This window comes from Streptomyces sp. 1331.2 (assembly GCF_900199205.1).
Lineage (GTDB): Bacteria > Actinomycetota > Actinomycetes > Streptomycetales > Streptomycetaceae > Kitasatospora.
In genome coordinates this window covers 5,596,258-5,611,681 of the sequence record NZ_OBMJ01000001.1, presented here as the reverse complement: position 1 = coordinate 5,611,681, position 15,424 = coordinate 5,596,258, and the positions used below count along the sequence as shown (strand labels likewise).

15 protein-coding genes are annotated in these 15,424 nt (G+C 72.1%); 7 read left to right on the top strand and 8 right to left on the bottom strand.

Features of this window, described 5'->3' with window-relative positions; all coding sequences use genetic code 11:
- Positions 1 to 94: 94 nt before the first annotated feature.
- From CRP52_RS24145 to CRP52_RS24135, 3 genes are all read left to right on the top strand, one after another.
- Positions 95 to 526 carry a VOC family protein gene (locus CRP52_RS24145; RefSeq protein WP_097238299.1) on the top strand — a complete coding sequence of 144 codons (432 nt, stop codon included), beginning with the start codon at positions 95 to 97 and terminating at the stop codon, positions 524 to 526.
- Positions 527 to 678: 152 nt separating this feature from the next.
- Complete coding sequence (locus tag CRP52_RS24140; RefSeq protein WP_143685816.1) at positions 679 to 1,083, top strand: hypothetical protein; 405 nt, start codon at positions 679 to 681, stop codon at positions 1,081 to 1,083.
- 24 nt (positions 1,084 to 1,107) lie between these two features.
- Positions 1,108 to 1,539: a hypothetical protein gene (locus CRP52_RS24135; RefSeq protein ID WP_097238297.1), complete on the top strand. Its 432-nt coding sequence runs from the start codon at positions 1,108 to 1,110 to the stop codon at positions 1,537 to 1,539.
- A gap of 109 nt (positions 1,540 to 1,648) precedes the next feature.
- Here CRP52_RS24135 and CRP52_RS24130 read toward each other — a convergent pair whose 3' ends face one another.
- The gene (locus tag CRP52_RS24130; protein ID WP_097238296.1) at positions 1,649 to 2,218 is read right to left on the bottom strand and encodes an RICIN domain-containing protein; all 570 of its coding nucleotides are present in this window, start codon (positions 2,216 to 2,218) and stop codon (positions 1,649 to 1,651) included.
- 512 nt (positions 2,219 to 2,730) lie between these two features.
- Here CRP52_RS24130 and CRP52_RS24125 point away from each other — a divergent pair.
- The gene (locus CRP52_RS24125; RefSeq protein WP_097238295.1) at positions 2,731 to 3,381 is read left to right on the top strand and encodes a hypothetical protein; all 651 of its coding nucleotides are present in this window, start codon (positions 2,731 to 2,733) and stop codon (positions 3,379 to 3,381) included.
- Between the two features lie 41 nt (positions 3,382 to 3,422).
- Here CRP52_RS24125 and CRP52_RS24120 read toward each other — a convergent pair whose 3' ends face one another.
- A complete protein-coding gene (locus tag CRP52_RS24120) occupies positions 3,423 to 4,085 on the bottom strand; it encodes an MOSC domain-containing protein (RefSeq protein WP_097238294.1) in 663 nt (220 codons plus the stop codon).
- A 280-nt stretch (positions 4,086 to 4,365) separates the two neighbouring features.
- Here CRP52_RS24120 and CRP52_RS24115 point away from each other — a divergent pair, with 280 nt between their 5' ends.
- The 3 genes from CRP52_RS24115 (at position 4,366) to CRP52_RS24105 (ending at position 6,459) form a co-directional block, all read left to right on the top strand.
- Positions 4,366 to 5,145, top strand: coding sequence for a VOC family protein (locus CRP52_RS24115; protein WP_097238293.1), 780 nt, complete (start codon positions 4,366 to 4,368; stop codon positions 5,143 to 5,145).
- Between the two features lie 106 nt (positions 5,146 to 5,251).
- Positions 5,252 to 5,848, top strand: coding sequence for a hypothetical protein (locus CRP52_RS24110; protein ID WP_143685815.1), 597 nt, complete (start codon positions 5,252 to 5,254; stop codon positions 5,846 to 5,848).
- Positions 5,849 to 5,916: 68 nt separating this feature from the next.
- Positions 5,917 to 6,459, top strand: a complete 543-nt coding sequence (locus CRP52_RS24105) for a HEAT repeat domain-containing protein (protein ID WP_097238291.1) — start codon at positions 5,917 to 5,919, stop codon at positions 6,457 to 6,459.
- A gap of 62 nt (positions 6,460 to 6,521) precedes the next feature.
- On the opposite strand, the gene CRP52_RS24100 is transcribed toward CRP52_RS24105, so the two are convergent.
- From CRP52_RS24100 to CRP52_RS24075, 6 genes are all read right to left on the bottom strand, one after another.
- Positions 6,522 to 7,649 carry an MFS transporter gene (locus CRP52_RS24100; RefSeq protein WP_097238290.1) on the bottom strand — a complete coding sequence of 376 codons (1,128 nt, stop codon included), beginning with the start codon at positions 7,647 to 7,649 and terminating at the stop codon, positions 6,522 to 6,524.
- Positions 7,650 to 7,749: 100 nt separating this feature from the next.
- Entirely contained in the window at positions 7,750 to 8,484 is a 735-nt protein-coding gene (locus CRP52_RS24095; RefSeq protein WP_097238289.1) for an HAD family hydrolase, read from the bottom strand.
- Positions 8,485 to 8,639: 155 nt separating this feature from the next.
- Complete coding sequence (locus CRP52_RS24090; protein ID WP_097238288.1) at positions 8,640 to 10,367, bottom strand: carbamoyltransferase family protein; 1,728 nt, start codon at positions 10,365 to 10,367, stop codon at positions 8,640 to 8,642.
- A 523-nt stretch (positions 10,368 to 10,890) separates the two neighbouring features.
- Positions 10,891 to 11,469, bottom strand: a complete 579-nt coding sequence (locus CRP52_RS24085) for a dienelactone hydrolase family protein (protein ID WP_097238287.1) — start codon at positions 11,467 to 11,469, stop codon at positions 10,891 to 10,893.
- Between the two features lie 141 nt (positions 11,470 to 11,610).
- The gene (locus CRP52_RS24080) at positions 11,611 to 12,537 is read right to left on the bottom strand and encodes an ABC transporter permease (protein ID WP_097238286.1); all 927 of its coding nucleotides are present in this window, start codon (positions 12,535 to 12,537) and stop codon (positions 11,611 to 11,613) included.
- The gene (locus CRP52_RS24075; RefSeq protein ID WP_097238285.1) at positions 12,534 to 15,371 is read right to left on the bottom strand and encodes an alpha/beta fold hydrolase; all 2,838 of its coding nucleotides are present in this window, start codon (positions 15,369 to 15,371) and stop codon (positions 12,534 to 12,536) included. The genes CRP52_RS24080 and CRP52_RS24075 overlap by 4 nt, the downstream gene beginning before the upstream one ends.
- Positions 15,372 to 15,424: the final 53 nt, after the last annotated feature.

Genomic DNA, 15,424 nt, shown 5'->3' with positions numbered 1-15,424 from the left:
TCACGCCCCCTCGCTTCCACCGCGAGAGGGGGCCAAGGGTTGTCCCGTAACTAATCCTTGGCAGCGGGATCAGGGCCTCTGTTACTGTGCGCCGATGTCAACGATCAAGCAGTTCCAGGTGACCTTCGACTGCGCGGAGCCTGCCCGCCTCGCCGCCTTCTGGTGCGAGGTGCTGGGGTACGTCGTACCTCCGGTCCCGGAGGGCTTTGCCACGTGGGAGGAGTATCACCGCTCGCTGCCGCCCGAGGACGAGATCTACTTCGCGTGCACCGATCCCTCGGGTGTGGCCCCGCGCCTGCTCTTCCAGCGCGTTCCCGAGGGCAAGGTCGTCAAGAACCGGGTGCATCTCGATGTGCGGGCCGGCGCCGGGCTCGTGGGTGACGAGCGCCTGGCCACGCTCGAAGCCGAATGCGCGCGGCTGATGGCGCTCGGCGCGAAGCACGTGCTGACGCAGCGCGCCGATGGCGTCAACGAGTCGTGCATCACGATGCAGGACATCGAGGGCAACGAGTTCTGCCTCGACTGATTCTCCTCCGGGACTGCGGGGCTAAGACCCTGTGGACACCCCGTGAGCGGAATCGTGGTTCTCTCTTCTGGCGGATGTGATGCGTGCTCATCACCGGTGCACCAGACTCCCCCCTCGGTGCCCCCGGGCTCTCGGGGGCGGACGGGAGAACCATGCGATTGACCAAGCGCCTGGCCACGACCGGCGCGGCCGTGAGTCTGGCCGCCGCCGGCCTGGTCGGTCTGACCGCCACTGCGGCTCACGCCGACGGCTGTACCAACCTCAGCACTCGCTACCAGGCGGTGATCCACGTCTGCGCTCACCAGGACGGCTACCCGGGCTGGGTGGGCATGAGCTACAGCGTGCTGACGCCTGGCAGCACCGATGAGCGCGTCTGGTTCAAGGTCGAGTCGAGCTCCGGCGAGAAGTACTTCTCCGGCAACGATGTGCAGGAGCCCAACTGGAGCCTGGGCTACACCAGCGGCAGCCTCACCGGAGGCTACATCCGCTCCGTCGAGGTGTACACCACGGAGTCCGGCGTGCAGGACAGCAACAGCTACTTCCCGGTCTACCACTGAGCGCTGAGCGAGGAGAGAGAGACGATGAAGAGCATGATCAAGCGACTCGCCGGCACGGGCGCGGCGCTCGGCCTGGCCGCGGCCGGTGTCGTGGGACTCGGTGCGGGTGCGGCGCACGCGGACGGGCAGCGCTGCGCGGAGCTGGACACCAAGTACGGTGCGCGGATCTCGATGTGCGCCTACGTGGTCAACGCGAACTACCTGAAGATGAGCTACAACGTGCTCCAGCGCGGCAGGACGGACGAGCGCGCGTGGTTCCAGGTCACCTCGCAGTGCGGGCAGTACCCGGGTGCTGAGGGGTCGTCGTACGACTGGTTCTCCGACAACGACTACAACACCACCTACGACACCTTCGAGAAGTGGTGCGACGTGCCGAACGGCGGCTTCAACGTCGCGGTCAAGGTCACCGAGTCGGGGAACGTCTCGGATTATCAGGGCGTCGTCTACCTGTACTGATCCGAGACCCGAGCGGAGTGGGCCCGGCGCCCCTCACGTGACCGCTGTGGCCCCGCCGTCCCGGATGCCGGGGCGGCGGGGCCGGGGCACGACGCCCCCCGTACGTCGCTTAGATGTTGGGGAAGACCGGGCGGTCACTGTCGGAGTGCTGCCAGCCCCATTGCTGGGTGATGCCCGCGCCCGCGTTGCGGCCCAGGGTCCACAGGGCGTAGGAGGAGCGCGGGCCGGGGGTGCCGACGTAGGTCAGGCAGGCGCCGGCGGCGTTGCACACGCTGCCGTCGGTGTCGAACGTCCAGCGCTGGTTCGCGTCGTTCGCGTTGCAGCCCCTCGCCTGGGCGCCCGGGCTGTCGGACGGGCTGTCCGGGAAGTGTCCCCACAGGCACCGGCCGTCGTTGGTGCTGTGGATCAGGCCGTCCGGGGCGACGAACCAGAACTGGTTCCAGGAACCGTCGCACGGGCGCAGCAGGACCGGGCGGCCGTCACCGTTGATCTGCCGGTACTCGTCCGCGCAGTAGTAGGTGCCGTTGGGGCCGCCGCTGGCCGGGCGGGCGAGCGCCACGAGGACGCCGTACGCGTAGGGCTGCGGGTTGATCGGGTCGGCCTGTGCGCTGGCCGGCAGGGCGAGGGCCCCGGCCAGGGCGAGCAGGGCGGTGGACAGGGCGGTGAGTATTCGTCGCATCGACGTGTTCCTTGACCTTCCGGTGGGTGATGGCCGCAGCGGACGGACGGCCCGGCTGCGGCGCCACCCACAGTGGAGGACTTCTTCGCCGCTGGTCAGCACAGGTCGGGCCCGGACAATCAATCCCGGAGAACGCCACCGCGGCAGGTACCCGGTGCGTCGGAGTGCGGACAAACAATCTTGTGGCTCTGACCAGGGCGAGAAACGGAAGTGGGCTGCGAACAACGCGCGTTGGACCCGCCCGCCGGACCGGTGGCCGGGTTCGCCGCCCAGGTGCGCGAGTGACGACGGTCGGCCGGGAACCCCACTTTCGCCCCCACGAGCCGACGGGTTCATCGTTCTGTGTCAGTGCTCTCGCCTCCCGCGCAGGAAGTCGGCCCGCCCGACTTCCTGCGCGGGAGTGGCCCACCCATCGCGTCGCGTACGATCCCCTGAAGATCGTTTACGGGGACACGAAAGGTAAGACGCACGTGCGCAAGTGGGGGATTCCGGCGGCAGCCCTGGTTCTGGGTGTGCTCGTCGCAGGGTGCGGGTCGAGCCAGGGGGACGGCGGCAAGCCGGCCGCCGCGCCGACGTCGGAGAAGCTGGGGCCGGACACCGGGGTGCGGTACACGGAGGCCACCGTCCCCCGACTCGACGGACTGACCTGCACCGAGGGCAACGGCGGCTTCAAGTACGGCGACGACCTGGACATGATCGTCGCCGGGGTCGACGACCTCCCCGCCCTCAAGGAGGACAAGCGCGACGTCGAGGGAACCGCGTCGTGCTTCGGGAACCCCCGGATCACGATCAGCAAGGGGAGGCACAGCGCGACGGTCCCTCACCTCACCGGCAAGACCAGCCTGTTCACCGCAGTCGCCGACCCTCAGAGCGCGCTCGACAAGTCCTTCGAGCGCAGCATGAAGCTCAGCAAGGACTACGGCCGTTCACTCGTCGGCGAGCCGAAGACGTACTCCACCAAGGCGCTGGTGATGAAGTGCCAGCAGAACGTCACCGACGGCTTCCCGATGACGACGTGCTTCTGGGCGAACTACAGCGCGGTCGGCGAGGTCGACTTCTACCCGCCGAACAACCAGCACGTCCCCCTGGACCAGGCCGCGGAGCGCACCCGCGCCTTCGCCTCCGGCGCCCTCTCCACCGAATCCGACACCGCCACCCCGTGACACCTGTGCCCCCTCGCCCCGACACCGGGGCGAGGGGGCACCTACGCCCGGGTCCGCCGTCGGACCAGCTCCTTGATCTCCTCCGGCAGTGCGTCCGCCGCGAGCAGGCTCGGCAGCAGCTTCGGTTCGGTCGTCACCGCGCGGAACGAACCGGCCACCGTGACGTCGTGGTCCGGGCGGTGCACCACGTCCACCGGATCCCCCGCCCGCAGCTCGCCCGGCACGATCACCCGCAGGTAGGCGCCGGGCAGGGCGGCTTCGGTGAAGCGCCGGATCCAGCCGTCCCGCTCCAGCCAGCCCTGGAAGGTCCCGCAGGGGATCCGCGCGCAGGAGACCTCCAGGACCACCTCCGACCCGACCCGCCAGCGTTCGCCGATCAGCGCGCCGTTCACGTCCAGACCCACCGTGGTCAGGTTCTCCCCGAAGGAGCCGTTGCCCAGCTCCCACCCCAGCTCGACCTCCCAGCCGTCCAGGTCCTCCCGGGCGTAGGCGTACACCGCCTGGTGGTCGCCACCGTGGTTCTTCACGTCGTACACCCGGTCGCCCGCCAGGCCGACCGCGCCCGTGCCCCGGGGTCCGGGCGCGGACACCACGACCGGGCCGTCCACCGGGCGCTTGTCGATGCCGGTCTGCCGGAGGCCCTTCCACGGGTTCGGACGGGGCCTGCCGACGTTGACCGAGAGCAGTCGCGCACGTGTGTCCATGCTTCCGACCGTACGGCGGCCACGCGGCCCGGTCGAACGGATTTGGCGGAGCAGCCCTCCGCCGCTCACCTCCCCCCGCCGGGGCCCGTACCGCACTGCACAGGAAGTCGGCCCGTCCGACTCCCTGTGCTGCACCAACAGCTCCGAACACCCCGCCGCACACGGGAATTCGCCCCGCCCCCCACTCACCGCCCCGCCACCCCCGACGGCGTGTCGAGTGGCGATTCCGCTGCCACGACGAAATCGTGACCGGCAGCAAACCCCACCAGAGAGGGTCAAAATGCCTGAAGTCACCACACCGTACGCCACCGGCACCCCGTGTTGGGTCGACCTGATGGCGAAGGACCAGCAGGCGGCGCTCGACTTCTACCGCGACCTGTTCGGCTGGCAGGGCCAGCCCGGCCCGGCCGAGTTCGGCGGGTACGCGGTCTGCGAGCTGGACGGCAAGGCCGCAGCCGGCATCGGCCCGGCGGCGGCGCCCGAGGGCATGCCGGAGCCGCCGACCGTCTGGACGAGCTACCTGGCCACCACCGACGCCCAGGCCACCCAGGACGACATCGTCAGCGCCGGCGGCACCCTGATCGTCCCGACCATGGACGTCGGCAACCTGGGCCGGATGCTGATCGCCGCCGACCCGCAGGGCGCGGTGTTCGGCGTCTGGCAGCCCGGCGAGTTCTCCGGCGCGCGGGTGGTCAACGAGGCCGGCGCGCTGACCTGGAACGAGCTGCACACCAGCGACATCTCGGCCGCGACCGCCTTCTACGGCGCGGCGTTCGGCATCGAGATCGAGCCGATGGAGGGCGCGGACTCCTACTGGGCCCTGCAGGTCGGCGGGCGCCCGGTCGGCGGCGCCACCCTCCTGGCCAACGACCCGCCCGGCACCCCGGCCCACTGGCTGACCTACTTCGCGGTCGACGACGTCGACTCCACCGTGGACGCCCTGATCAAGCGCAACGGTACGGTCCTCGCCCCGCCCTTCGACATGACGGCCGGCCGCATGACGGTCGTCGCCGACCCGCAGGGCGCCCCCTTCGCCATGATCAAGCCGACCCCCATGTAGCCCCCGCCCCCCGATGCACGCCCGCCGCCCCCTCGCGCCCACCGGCCCGAGGGGGCGCACCACGTGGTCCGCCCGCCCCCGTCCACGCTCCGACTACGCTCCCCCCGTGCAGACACCTTGGACGTCCACCGTGACGGCAGCGCTCCCCGCCCACCTCGCGGACGACGCACGAACCGTCGCCGGCGCGATGCCGGGGCCCCGCTGCACCCCCGGGGCCCCGTTCGCCGTCGACGTCCTCGGCGAGACCGTCGCGATCCCCCACCGGATCCACACCTCCGAACCACCGGCCGTCGTCCTGCCACAACTCACCGCGACCCAGCGGACGATCCTCCACTGCCTGTACTCCCGCCACTCCGACGGGCTGGTCCGCCAGCGCCACCTGGAGGAAGTCGTGGCCTCCACCGAGCCGTGGGTCGTCCCCTTCGTCCTGCGGCTGGCCGGCGAGTACGTCCTGGAGATCGTGTCGGCGATCCGCACCGGGCTCCCCGACCTGGCCGCCGCGGGCTCCACCCACCACGACCTCTACGGCGAGTTCATCGCCCGCAATCCCGGCTTCTTCGCCACGACCGAGCGCCGCGTGGTGAGCTACTGGGCGTGCTACCACCGTTGGCGCTACCCGGAGTTCGCGGCCTACCCCGGCGCCCTCCTGCTGGAAGCCCTGCGCCGGACCGCCCTCAGCCGACAGCCCCGCCCCGCCGTGTGACCGCCTGCTCGTCGGCGCCAACCGAAATCCCGTTGCCCCGCGACCCCGTACGGCCGGACACTCGCCCCATGCTCGGATTCGCACGGACCGACAACGAAGCCCTCGTCTCGTGCCTGGGCGACCCACAGCGCACCGTGGCCGCCTACCACGAACTGCTCCGCCGCCACGCGGACGCTCTCGACGCCATCCGCACCGGACTGTCCCACGCCGACCCGGCCGTACGGGAGGGCTGTTGCCGCCTCCTCGACCACCTGGTCGACACCGACTCGATGGACCTGCTCATCGCCATGGCCGACGATCCCGACGCCCGCGTCCGGATCGCCGCCTTCCACGCCCTCGCCTGCGACCGCTGCAAGGGCGACACCTGCGCCCCGGGCGCGGACCGGGTCCTCGGCCCCGGCCTGCGGCACCTGGCCGACGACCCCGACCCGCAGGTCCGCACCCGGGCCGTCGAACTCGTCGGCAAGTTCGTCCACACCGATGCCCGCGCCCTCGACGCCCTGCAGGCCTCCCACGCCCAGGACTCGAGCCCGGCCGTCCGCAAGAAGGCCGGCTGGTACACCCCGGGAGGCCCGATCCACAGGCGCACCGCCCCGCGCGCGCTCAGCTGAAACCGCGCCCACGCCGAACGCGCAGGAAGTCGGCCCGCCCGACTTCCTGCGCGCAACCGCGACTACCGCCGAGCCACCCGCAGCCACCCGGCGAGCCCGAGGCAGAGCAGGCACGCCCCGGCCAGCACCAGCGGGATCACCACCGCCCCGCCCGATCCCCCGAGCGCCCCCACCACCGCCGGCACCACGGCATTGCCGAGCATGCAGCAGAGCGTCAGCACGGAGGTCGCCTGCTGCGGCACCTCCGCCACGCCGGAGACCCAGGCGATCAGCGTCGGCAGCACCGGCGCCATCGCCAGCCCGGCCAGCGGGTAGGCCACCACCGCGAGATGCGGTACGGCGGCCAGCAGCAGCGCCGCGAGGGCCGCCGCCAGGTACCCGGGCAGGGTGGTACGGCCCGGCAGCCGCCTGGTCAGCTGCGGGACGACCAGGCGCCCGATGGCCATCCCGGCCCAGAACCCGGAGGCCGCGGTGGTCGCCGCCTGGGTGGTCCAGCCGTCGCGCACCAGCTGGGTCGACTGCCAGGTGCCAATGCTGGTCTCCATGCCCGCGTACACCAGGCCCACCAGCAGGAACGGCAGCAACTCCAGCCCGACCCGCACGCGTTGACCACCCTGACCCGCGTCTAATGGGCTCGGCTCGGCCTCGGGCACAGCGAGCACCGCCCCCGCCCGTCCGACCAGGAAGCACGGCAGCGCGCACACCGCCGCCGCCAGCGCGAGCAGCCGGATGTCCGTGTGGCCGACGGCCCCGGCGGCCAGCGGGCCCAGCATCGCGCCGATCCCGAAGACGGCGTTCAACCGGTTGACCATCACCACGCTGTTGCCGGCGAACCCGCGCGCGAACGCCGTGTTGAGGGTGAGCGCCAGCCCGCCGTACCCGATGCCGGTCACGGCCGCGCAGCCGAGGTAGCCGGTCCAGCCGGGGCTGACCGCCATCCCGGCCGCACCCACCGCGAAGACGCCGAGCAGGACGGGCGGCGCCGCCCGGACGTTCAGCCGCCGCCCGAGCAGCCCGATGCCGACGGTGGCCGCGAGCGCGCCGAGGTTGTACGCGGAGACGACCCGCCCGACCTCGTGCGCGGCGCCGAACCGTTCCCGCAGGAAGGGCAGCGAGGCGCCGAGCGAGGCGGTGAGCACGCCCAGGACGAGGAACACCCCGAATGCCGAGACCGCCGCCGACCTCGCCATCACCGGCGCACCCGACTCCGCCCCAGCCGCCCCAGCCGCCCCAGCCGTCCCGACCGCCCCCTCCGACTCCGACTCCGCCCCCACCGCGACCGGTACCGCCTCAGGCACCGTCGGGACCGACCGTGAGCGCGACGACCACCAGCCCGTCCGGGTCGGCCAATGTGATCGTCCCACCGGAGCGGTCCACCGCCAGCGCCGTGAAGTCCGCCACCGCCACCACCGCACCGGCCTCCACCAGAGCCCGCCCCGCGCCGGTCCCGCCGATCCCGACGCACACCGCGCCGGCCGCGACCGCCGAGCGGACCCCGCTGACGGAGTCCTCGAAGACCAGCGTGCGCTGCGGCCGGACCCCGAGCCCGCGGCAGGCGGACAGGTACGGGTCGGGGTGCGGCTTGCCCCGCTCGACGTCGTCCCGGGTGACCCGCACCCGGAAGACGTCGAGCAGGCCCAGTCCGCCGAGCGCGTTGTCGATCTTCCGGGTCCAGCTGCTGGTGGCCAGCCCGACGGGCACGCCGGCCTGCCGGAGCCGGGTGGCGAGCCCGTCGGCGCCGGGGACGGCCCGGTACGGAGCCTCCTCCTCGACGGTGTCCACCTCGGCCCAGATCGCCTTCCGGTCGGCGTCCGAGTGGTGCGGGAAGATCAGCCGCACCGTCTCGTCGCCGGTCCGCCCGTGGACGTACTCCTCGATCTCCGGGTCGGCCAGCACCCGGCTGTGGCGCCGAGCCACCGACCGCCACGCCTCCTCGATCACGGGCCGCGAGTCGATCAGGACCCCGTCCATGTCGAAGACGACGGCCTCGACCTCGTACCGCGTTCCGGCTGCCTGCGGCTGCATCGGTCTCCTCACTCGGCGCTCACGCCATACGGTCTGACGATAGTTCAACTCTCACCGGCCGGAACGGTCAACTGGACTAGACCTCACAACCCAGTCCATCCGACCCGACCAAGCCGCCGGACAGGCCCTGAGCGACCTGCCCTGAGCGACCTGCCCTAAGCGACCTGCCCCGCCATGAACGCGTTCGCCGACTCCTTCCAGACCAGGTACACGTCGTCGACCAGCAGCAGGTCGACCACCTCGTCCATCAGCGGGTCGAGCGCATCGCGGTGCGACCCCACGATCGGCTCCTCGTGCTTGTTGAACGAGGTGTTCACCAGCGCCGCCTGCCCGCTGCGGTCGTACCAGGCCATCAGCAGCCCGTGCAGGAACGGGTCGTCCTGGGCCCGGACGATCTGCGGACGGGCGGTGTTGTCGACGTGCACCACGGCCGGGCAGGCCTTGGCGAAGGTCTCGTGGCAGTCGTACGTGATCGTCATGAACAGCGCCGACGGCTGGTCCGGCTCCCACCCCACGTAGCAGTCGGCCGCCAGGTCCTCGGCGGTGATCGGCGCGAAGGGCATGAACTCGGTACGGTTCAGGCGCTTGTTGAGCCAGTCGTTCATGGTCACGTCGGCGGTGCCGTAGATGACGCTGCGCCGGCCGAGGGCGCGCGGGCCGAATTCCATCCGGCCCCGGTAGGTGCCGATGACCTGGTCCGCGCCGAGCGCGGCGAGCAGGGTCTCCTGCATGCCCTCGCCGATCCGGCGGTAGCGCAGCCCGGGGTAGTCGTGCAGGATCTCCTCCAGCCGGCCCTCGGAGATGGCCGCGTCCGGCCCGAGCGCCATCGACGGCACCCGCGGGCGCTCGCCGGTCTCCCGGTGGGCCACGATCACGGCCGCCTGCAGCGGCAGCCCGCCGTCGCCCATCGGCGGCAGCACGTAGACGTTCCGCACACCCTCGGTGTCGAAGATCCGCTGGTTGAGCTTGACGTTGGCGAACACCCCGCCGGACAGGCAAACGTTGCCGCCGGGCACCTTGCCGATGTGCCGGGCCACCACGGCGGTCAGCAGGTTCTCCACGTGCCGCTGGGCCGCCGCCGCGACGTCGGCCGGGTCGTGCGTGGCGATCTCGCGCAGCAGTTCCTCGGAGTAGCCCTCGTAGGACGGCTGGTACCAGTCGCCGCAGCGGGCGCGGATCGCGCCGTTCTCCTCGACGTCGATCATCCGGCGCATCAGCGGAAGGAGCTTCTCCGGATCGCCGTTGGCGGCCAGACCGGTGATCTTGCCCTCGTGCCGGTTGGGGCGGAAGCCGAGCAGCTTGGTGATCCGGCCGTAGAAGTAACCGAGGCTGTCGATCGAGGTCTCGCGCTGCAGCACCTCCTCGCCGCCGGGGAAGTAGTGCGTGACGGTGAGGGACTGGAAGTCCCCGCGGCCGTCGCAGGTCACCACCAGGGCCTGATCGAACGGGGAGCAGAGGAAGGCGCCCAGGCCGTGCGACTCGTGGTGGTCGACGTGAACCACCTTGCCGCGCAGTCCGTTCTCCTCGATGAAGGCGTCGAACTCGCCGCGCTTCTCGCGGTCGTTCACGATTTCGTCGGATATCCGCTTGCGCAGGTGCGGAAGCGCCTCCGGGCGCAGTCGGGCCTCCTCCGAAATTCGGTCCACGTAGAGCAGCAGGTGCTTTTCCGCGCTGAATCCCGCCTGCCACCCGTAGGCCACCCGGTCGACCTCGGAAAGGGTGACCCCGGCCTCCTTCAGGACGTAGTCGATCGACTGCTGCGGCCAGGTCTTGTGGTCCTTGATCCGGGTGAACCGCTCCTCGCTGACGGCCGCGACGACGGTTCCGTCCTGGACCAGGCAGGCGCCGGCCAGGTCGTTGTTGGTGATTCCGAGAACAAGCATGCGTGCCGCTCCAATGCTTATGTCACACGGGAAATGACTCGACGGCATTTCCACGGATTCGCGAATCCGTGGATCCGGGGAGCCGGGGAAGGCCGGAGTGCACCGCGATGCTATGGAGATATTTCCCGGGAGATCAACGACGCCGTGGTCATTCCGGTCAACCTGATCCGCCGCCGGGCGGTGACGGACGGACGGCCGCCGGGTTAACAACAGTTCGTGGTTCGATCATCTGTGCTGGCCGCACGGGACGAGCCCGAGAAGAGGTCTGGACCACCCGGATCCTGATCACCGAGCGTAGCTGTCCGGAAACAGCCCTTCCGGCACGCGACCGGCACTTCCACCGCCTCCCGAGCGTCCCCCTGACGCTTCGCCACAGCAGTTCACAGCCGTACCACAGACCCCACCAACCCCCGGTGACCAGCTGGAACACCACACGGGAACACCACCCCGGAAACGCCGGAGGCCGGACCGAAGCATCCGCTTCGGCCCGGCCTCCGCCGGCCCCGCCCGTACGACCCGTCCCTCAGTCCTCCAACTCCCCCAGGAAGTCCAGCGCCGCCGCCCAGGCCCGCTCCGCCGCCTCCGCGTCGTAGTCCGGGAGTTCCGGGTCGGTGAACAGGTGTCCGGCGCCCCGGTACCGGTGCACCTCCACCTCCGCGCCGGCCCGCCGCATCCGCAGGTACCAGGCGTTCAGCCAGTCCTCCGGCTCGAACGGGTCCGGCTCCGCGATGTGCAGCTGCACCGGGATCTCGGTGGCCGCGTCCTCGCGCAGGTCCGAGGTGCCGTGCAGGAGCAGCAGCGCGCGGGCCTTGTCGTCGGCCAGGGCCAGGTTCTGCGCGACGGCGCCGCCGAGCGAGAAGCCCGCGTACACCAGCCCGCCCTCGGAGAGCGGGGCCGAGGCGGTCACGGCCCGCCGCAGCAGCTCGTCGCGGCCGCCGATCTCCTCCTGGAACTCCTGCGCCTCCTCCACGGAGTCGAAGGTCCGCCCGTCGAAGAGGTCCGGGGTGTGCACGGTGTGCCCGGCGGCGCGCAGCCGGTCTGCGGCGGCCTGCACGGCGGGGCGCAGCCCGTAGGCGGAGTGGAAGAGGACGATCTGGGCCACGGTTCGGGTCCTTCACCAGGGGAGTCAGCTACCCACCCATGATCCCCCATGCCGTACCCGCCCCCACGACCCGACCGCGCCCGACCACAGCACGCCCCGGCCCACCGTCACTCCCCGGCCCACGGCCACGACCATGCCCGCCTACGACACCACGTCCTTGCGCGCGAACCCCCGGAACGCCAGCGCCAGCAGCACCACCGCGTACGAGAGTGACAGCGAGACGCCCTGCACCATGCCGCCCCATTCCAGCTGCGGCTGCAGGGCGTCCGCCCACGCGTACTGCCAGTGCGCGGGCAGCCACTCCCGCAGGTCGCCCAGCGCCGTGACGGCGTCCAGCACCCCGGTGATGATCGACGCGAACACCGCCCCGCCCACCGCGCCGAGCGGTGCGTCGGTCGCCGTGGACAGCCAGAAGGCCAGCGCCGCGATGACGATCTCGCTCAGGAAGACGAAGGCGACCGCGATCGCGATCCGGGGCAGCGCGTCCCCGGCCGGCAGGCTGACCCCGGCGGGCAGCTTGAGGTCGCCCCAGCCGTACGCCGCCGTCCCCACGGCCAGCCCGATCGCGGGCAGCATCACCACGGCGACCGCCGAGAACGCCAGGCCGACCGCGAACTTGCGCACCAGCAGCCGGGCCCGCGGCACCGGCGCGGCCAGCAGGTACCGCAGCGAGGACCAGCTGGCCTCGGAGGCCACCGTGTCGCCGCAGAACAGCGCGACCGGGATCACCAGCATGAAGCCGGTGCCCACGAACAGCATGGTGACCGCGAAGTTGGCGCCCGAGGCGGTGGCCAGGTCGATGAAGGTGGTCCGGTCCGGACGGCCGGGGGTGCCGCCGATCTGGAACGCGGCCAGGATGACGAACGGCATGGCGGCCAGCACCCCGCCGATCACCAGGGTGCGGCGCCGGCGCAGCTGCCGCATCGCCTCCACCCGCAGCGGCAGCGTCCGGCTCGCCCGGTAGCCCTCCGCGTGGTCCGTCGCCTGGTCGTCCGTGCGGGGGTCCTTCGCGCAGGCGTCCTTCGCGCGCGGGTCCTTCCCGTGGTCCTCCGACACCACGGTGCTCATTGCCCACCACCTCCGATCAACGACAGGAACGCGTCCTCCAACCGCCGCTGCGGCCCGGCGCTCTCCACCGGCACCCCCAGCCGCACCAGCTCCGCCAGCAGCTCGCTCGCCGCGAGCCCGTCCAGCCGTACCAGCAGCCCGTCCTCGACGGCCTCCGCCGAGCCGACCCCGGCCATCGCACCGACCTTCTCCACCACCGACTCCGGATCGCACGAGCCCGCGACACCGATCATCAGCAGCTCCGACGACCCGACGATCTCACCGACCGCCCCCGCCGTCACCAGCTGCCCACGGTCCATCACGACCAGGTCCGTACAGCTCTGCTCGACCTCGGACAGCAGGTGACTCGAAACGATCACCGTCCGCCCGCCGGCCGCGTACCGGATCATCACCTCGCGCATCTCACGGATCTGCGGCGGGTCGAGCCCGTTGGTCGGCTCGTCCAGGATCAGCAGGTCCGGCATCCCGAGCATCGCCTGCGCGATTGCCAGCCGCTGCCGCATGCCCTGCGAGTACGTGCGCACCGCCCGGTCCAGCGCCTCGCCGAGCCCGGCGATGGCCAGCGCCTCGTCGAAGCACGCGTCGGCCTCCGGCCGCCCGGTCGCCTGCCAGTACAGCCGCAGGTTGGCCCGCCCGGTCAGGTGCGGCAGGAAGCCCGCACCCTCCACGAACGCCCCGACCCGCGACAGCACCGGCGCACCGGGCCGCACCAGGTGCCCGAAGACCCGGATCTCCCCGGCGTCCGGTCGGATCAGCCCCATCAGCATCCGCAGCGTGGTGGTCTTGCCCGCGCCGTTCGGCCCGAGCAGTCCCAGCACCTGCCCCCGTTCCACCCGGAAGCCCAACTCCCGTACGGCGTAGCGGTCCTGGGCACCCTTGTAGCGCTTGCTCAACCCGCTGATCAGCAGCGGCACACCCGCCAGCGCCGGATCGAACTCCGGCCCGGAAGGCCCGCCGGCCACCCGCCCACGCCACGACCCGCCCCGCAACCCGCCCCGCAGTCCGCCCCGCAGCCTCGGCGCCAGCACCAGCCCCGCCGCCACCACCACGGCGACCACCGGCAGCAGCCAGGTCCGCGAGGGCAGCGGCGCCGCCTCGGTGGCCAGCTCCTCGACGGTCGGCACGGTGACCGCCCCGGCCGGAGCGACCTGGTAGACGGCCGGCTCGACGGGCGAGGCGTACGCGAGATCGGTGCTCGCCAGCACCAGCCGCAGCCGGTGCCCGGCCGGGAAGGTGTGGTCGACCGTCGGCAGCGCCACCGTGACCGTCCGCCCCGCGTCCGCGCCGGTCACCCGCAGCGGGGCGGCCAGCTGCTGCGGCAGCACCGCCTTGCCGTCCGGCCCGACGTCGTACAGCTTCGCGAACAGCACCGCGTCCGCCCGGTCCGCCTTCACCCGCACCGGCACGGTCGGCTGTCCGGTCAGGTGCAGCGGCGAGTCCAGCGGCGCCGAGTCGAACGCGGCGTTCTGCCCGGGGAAGTCCAGCGACAGCCCGGCGCCCAGCGAGGACGCCTGGCTGAGCGCGCCGATGCCCGGCAGCGTCGAGATCCCCGGCGGCGCCCCGCCGGGCGGATTGGTGATCGTCTTCTCCCCGCCCGCCAGCTCGACGGACCGCGAGCCCGTCCCGCCCAGCCCGGGATAGCGGCCGGCGGTGGCCCCGCGCAGGACGGCCTGGAAGCCGGTCGAGTCCACCCCGCCGGTCCGGGTCACCCGGAACGCCGGTCCGGTGTCGTTCCCCCGGCCCTTCACGTAGTGGTCGAACCAGGCGGTCACCCGGTCGTCCACCCGGGCGCTGGTGTCCGTCCCGCCGTCGTGCCCGCCCGCGAACCAGTCCACCGCCACCGGCGCGCCGTTGGCGGCGACCGCCTGCGCGATCCGGTCGCCCTGGTCGAGCGGGAACAGCGAGTCCTGCTGCCCCTGCACCACCAGCGTGGGCGCCTTGAGCAGCGCCGCCACCGAGGACGGGCTGGCGGCGTCCAGCATCGCGACGGCCTCCGGATCGGCGTGCCCCGCGGTGGCGACCCGGTCGTACATCTGACACAGCGACTCCAGGAACCGCCCGCACCCGGCCTGCCCGTCCTCCACCGGCTTCGCGTCACCGCCCGCCCGCGGCGCACCGCCGGACGGCCCGAGACCGCCCGCCGGACCGGGGGCCACCGAGCCCGTGGTGAAGAAGATCCCGGCCCACAGCTTCTTGAACACGCCGTCCGCCGCGCCCGAGCCCTGCACGCCCTGCGGGAACAGCGCGTCGGCCAGGTTCCACCAGGTGATCTGGGTGGCCACCGCGTCGATCCGGCGGTCGGCCGCGGAAGCCAGCAGCGAGACCGCCCCGCCGTACGAGGCGCCGGTGATGCCGACCTTCGGGTCGCCGGGCCCGTCCAGCTGCACCTCGGGCCGCTGGGCCAGCCAGTCCACCAGGTGCCGGACGTCCTGGACCTCGCGGTCGGGCGCGTTGAGGCCGATCTTGCCGCCCGAACGCCCGAACCCGCGCGCCGACCAGGTCAGCACCGCGTACCCCTGCCGGGCGAGCTGCTCGGCCCGCTCGCGCTCGCCCTCCTTGGAGCCGCCGAAGCCGTGCGCGAGCAGCACCGCCGGTCGGGGGCTGCTGCCGGTGGTGAAGAACGAGGTGTCCAGCTGGATCTGCTCAGCGCTGCCGGGCGTCTCCGGCATGCTGAGGAAACGGTCCTCCTCACGGACCGTCTGCTCACCGCCGGACGCCACCGCCGCCGTACCGACCCCGGCCACCGCCACCAGGGCCACCGCACCCGCCAGCAGCCTGCGCCCGACCGTCGTACCCCGGCCGCGCCACCGACGCCATGCCCCACCGAACTCCATGGCCGCTGATCGTATCCGCCGTCCGGGTAGGCACCCGATAAAGCCACCCCGAA

Bases quoted from the DNA above. Each gene is read 5' to 3' on its own strand.
- CRP52_RS24135 (WP_097238297.1), top strand. From the start codon at position 1,108: ATGAAGAGCATGATCAAGCGACTCGCCGGCACGGGCGCGGCGCTCGGC.
- CRP52_RS24130 (WP_097238296.1), bottom strand. From the start codon at position 2,218: ATGCGACGAATACTCACCGCCCTGTCCACCGCCCTGCTCGCCCTGGCC.
- CRP52_RS24075 (WP_097238285.1), bottom strand. From the start codon at position 15,371: ATGGAGTTCGGTGGGGCATGGCGTCGGTGGCGCGGCCGGGGTACGACG.
- CRP52_RS24080 (WP_097238286.1), bottom strand. From the start codon at position 12,537: ATGAGCACCGTGGTGTCGGAGGACCACGGGAAGGACCCGCGCGCGAAG.
- CRP52_RS24140 (WP_143685816.1), top strand. From the start codon at position 679: ATGCGATTGACCAAGCGCCTGGCCACGACCGGCGCGGCCGTGAGTCTG.
- CRP52_RS24115 (WP_097238293.1), top strand. From the start codon at position 4,366: ATGCCTGAAGTCACCACACCGTACGCCACCGGCACCCCGTGTTGGGTC.
- CRP52_RS24105 (WP_097238291.1), top strand. From the start codon at position 5,917: ATGCTCGGATTCGCACGGACCGACAACGAAGCCCTCGTCTCGTGCCTG.
- CRP52_RS24090 (WP_097238288.1), bottom strand. From the start codon at position 10,367: ATGCTTGTTCTCGGAATCACCAACAACGACCTGGCCGGCGCCTGCCTG.
- CRP52_RS24100 (WP_097238290.1), bottom strand. From the start codon at position 7,649: ATGGCGAGGTCGGCGGCGGTCTCGGCATTCGGGGTGTTCCTCGTCCTG.
- CRP52_RS24145 (WP_097238299.1), top strand. From the start codon at position 95: ATGTCAACGATCAAGCAGTTCCAGGTGACCTTCGACTGCGCGGAGCCT.
- CRP52_RS24095 (WP_097238289.1), bottom strand. From the start codon at position 8,484: ATGCAGCCGCAGGCAGCCGGAACGCGGTACGAGGTCGAGGCCGTCGTC.
- CRP52_RS24120 (WP_097238294.1), bottom strand. From the start codon at position 4,085: ATGGACACACGTGCGCGACTGCTCTCGGTCAACGTCGGCAGGCCCCGT.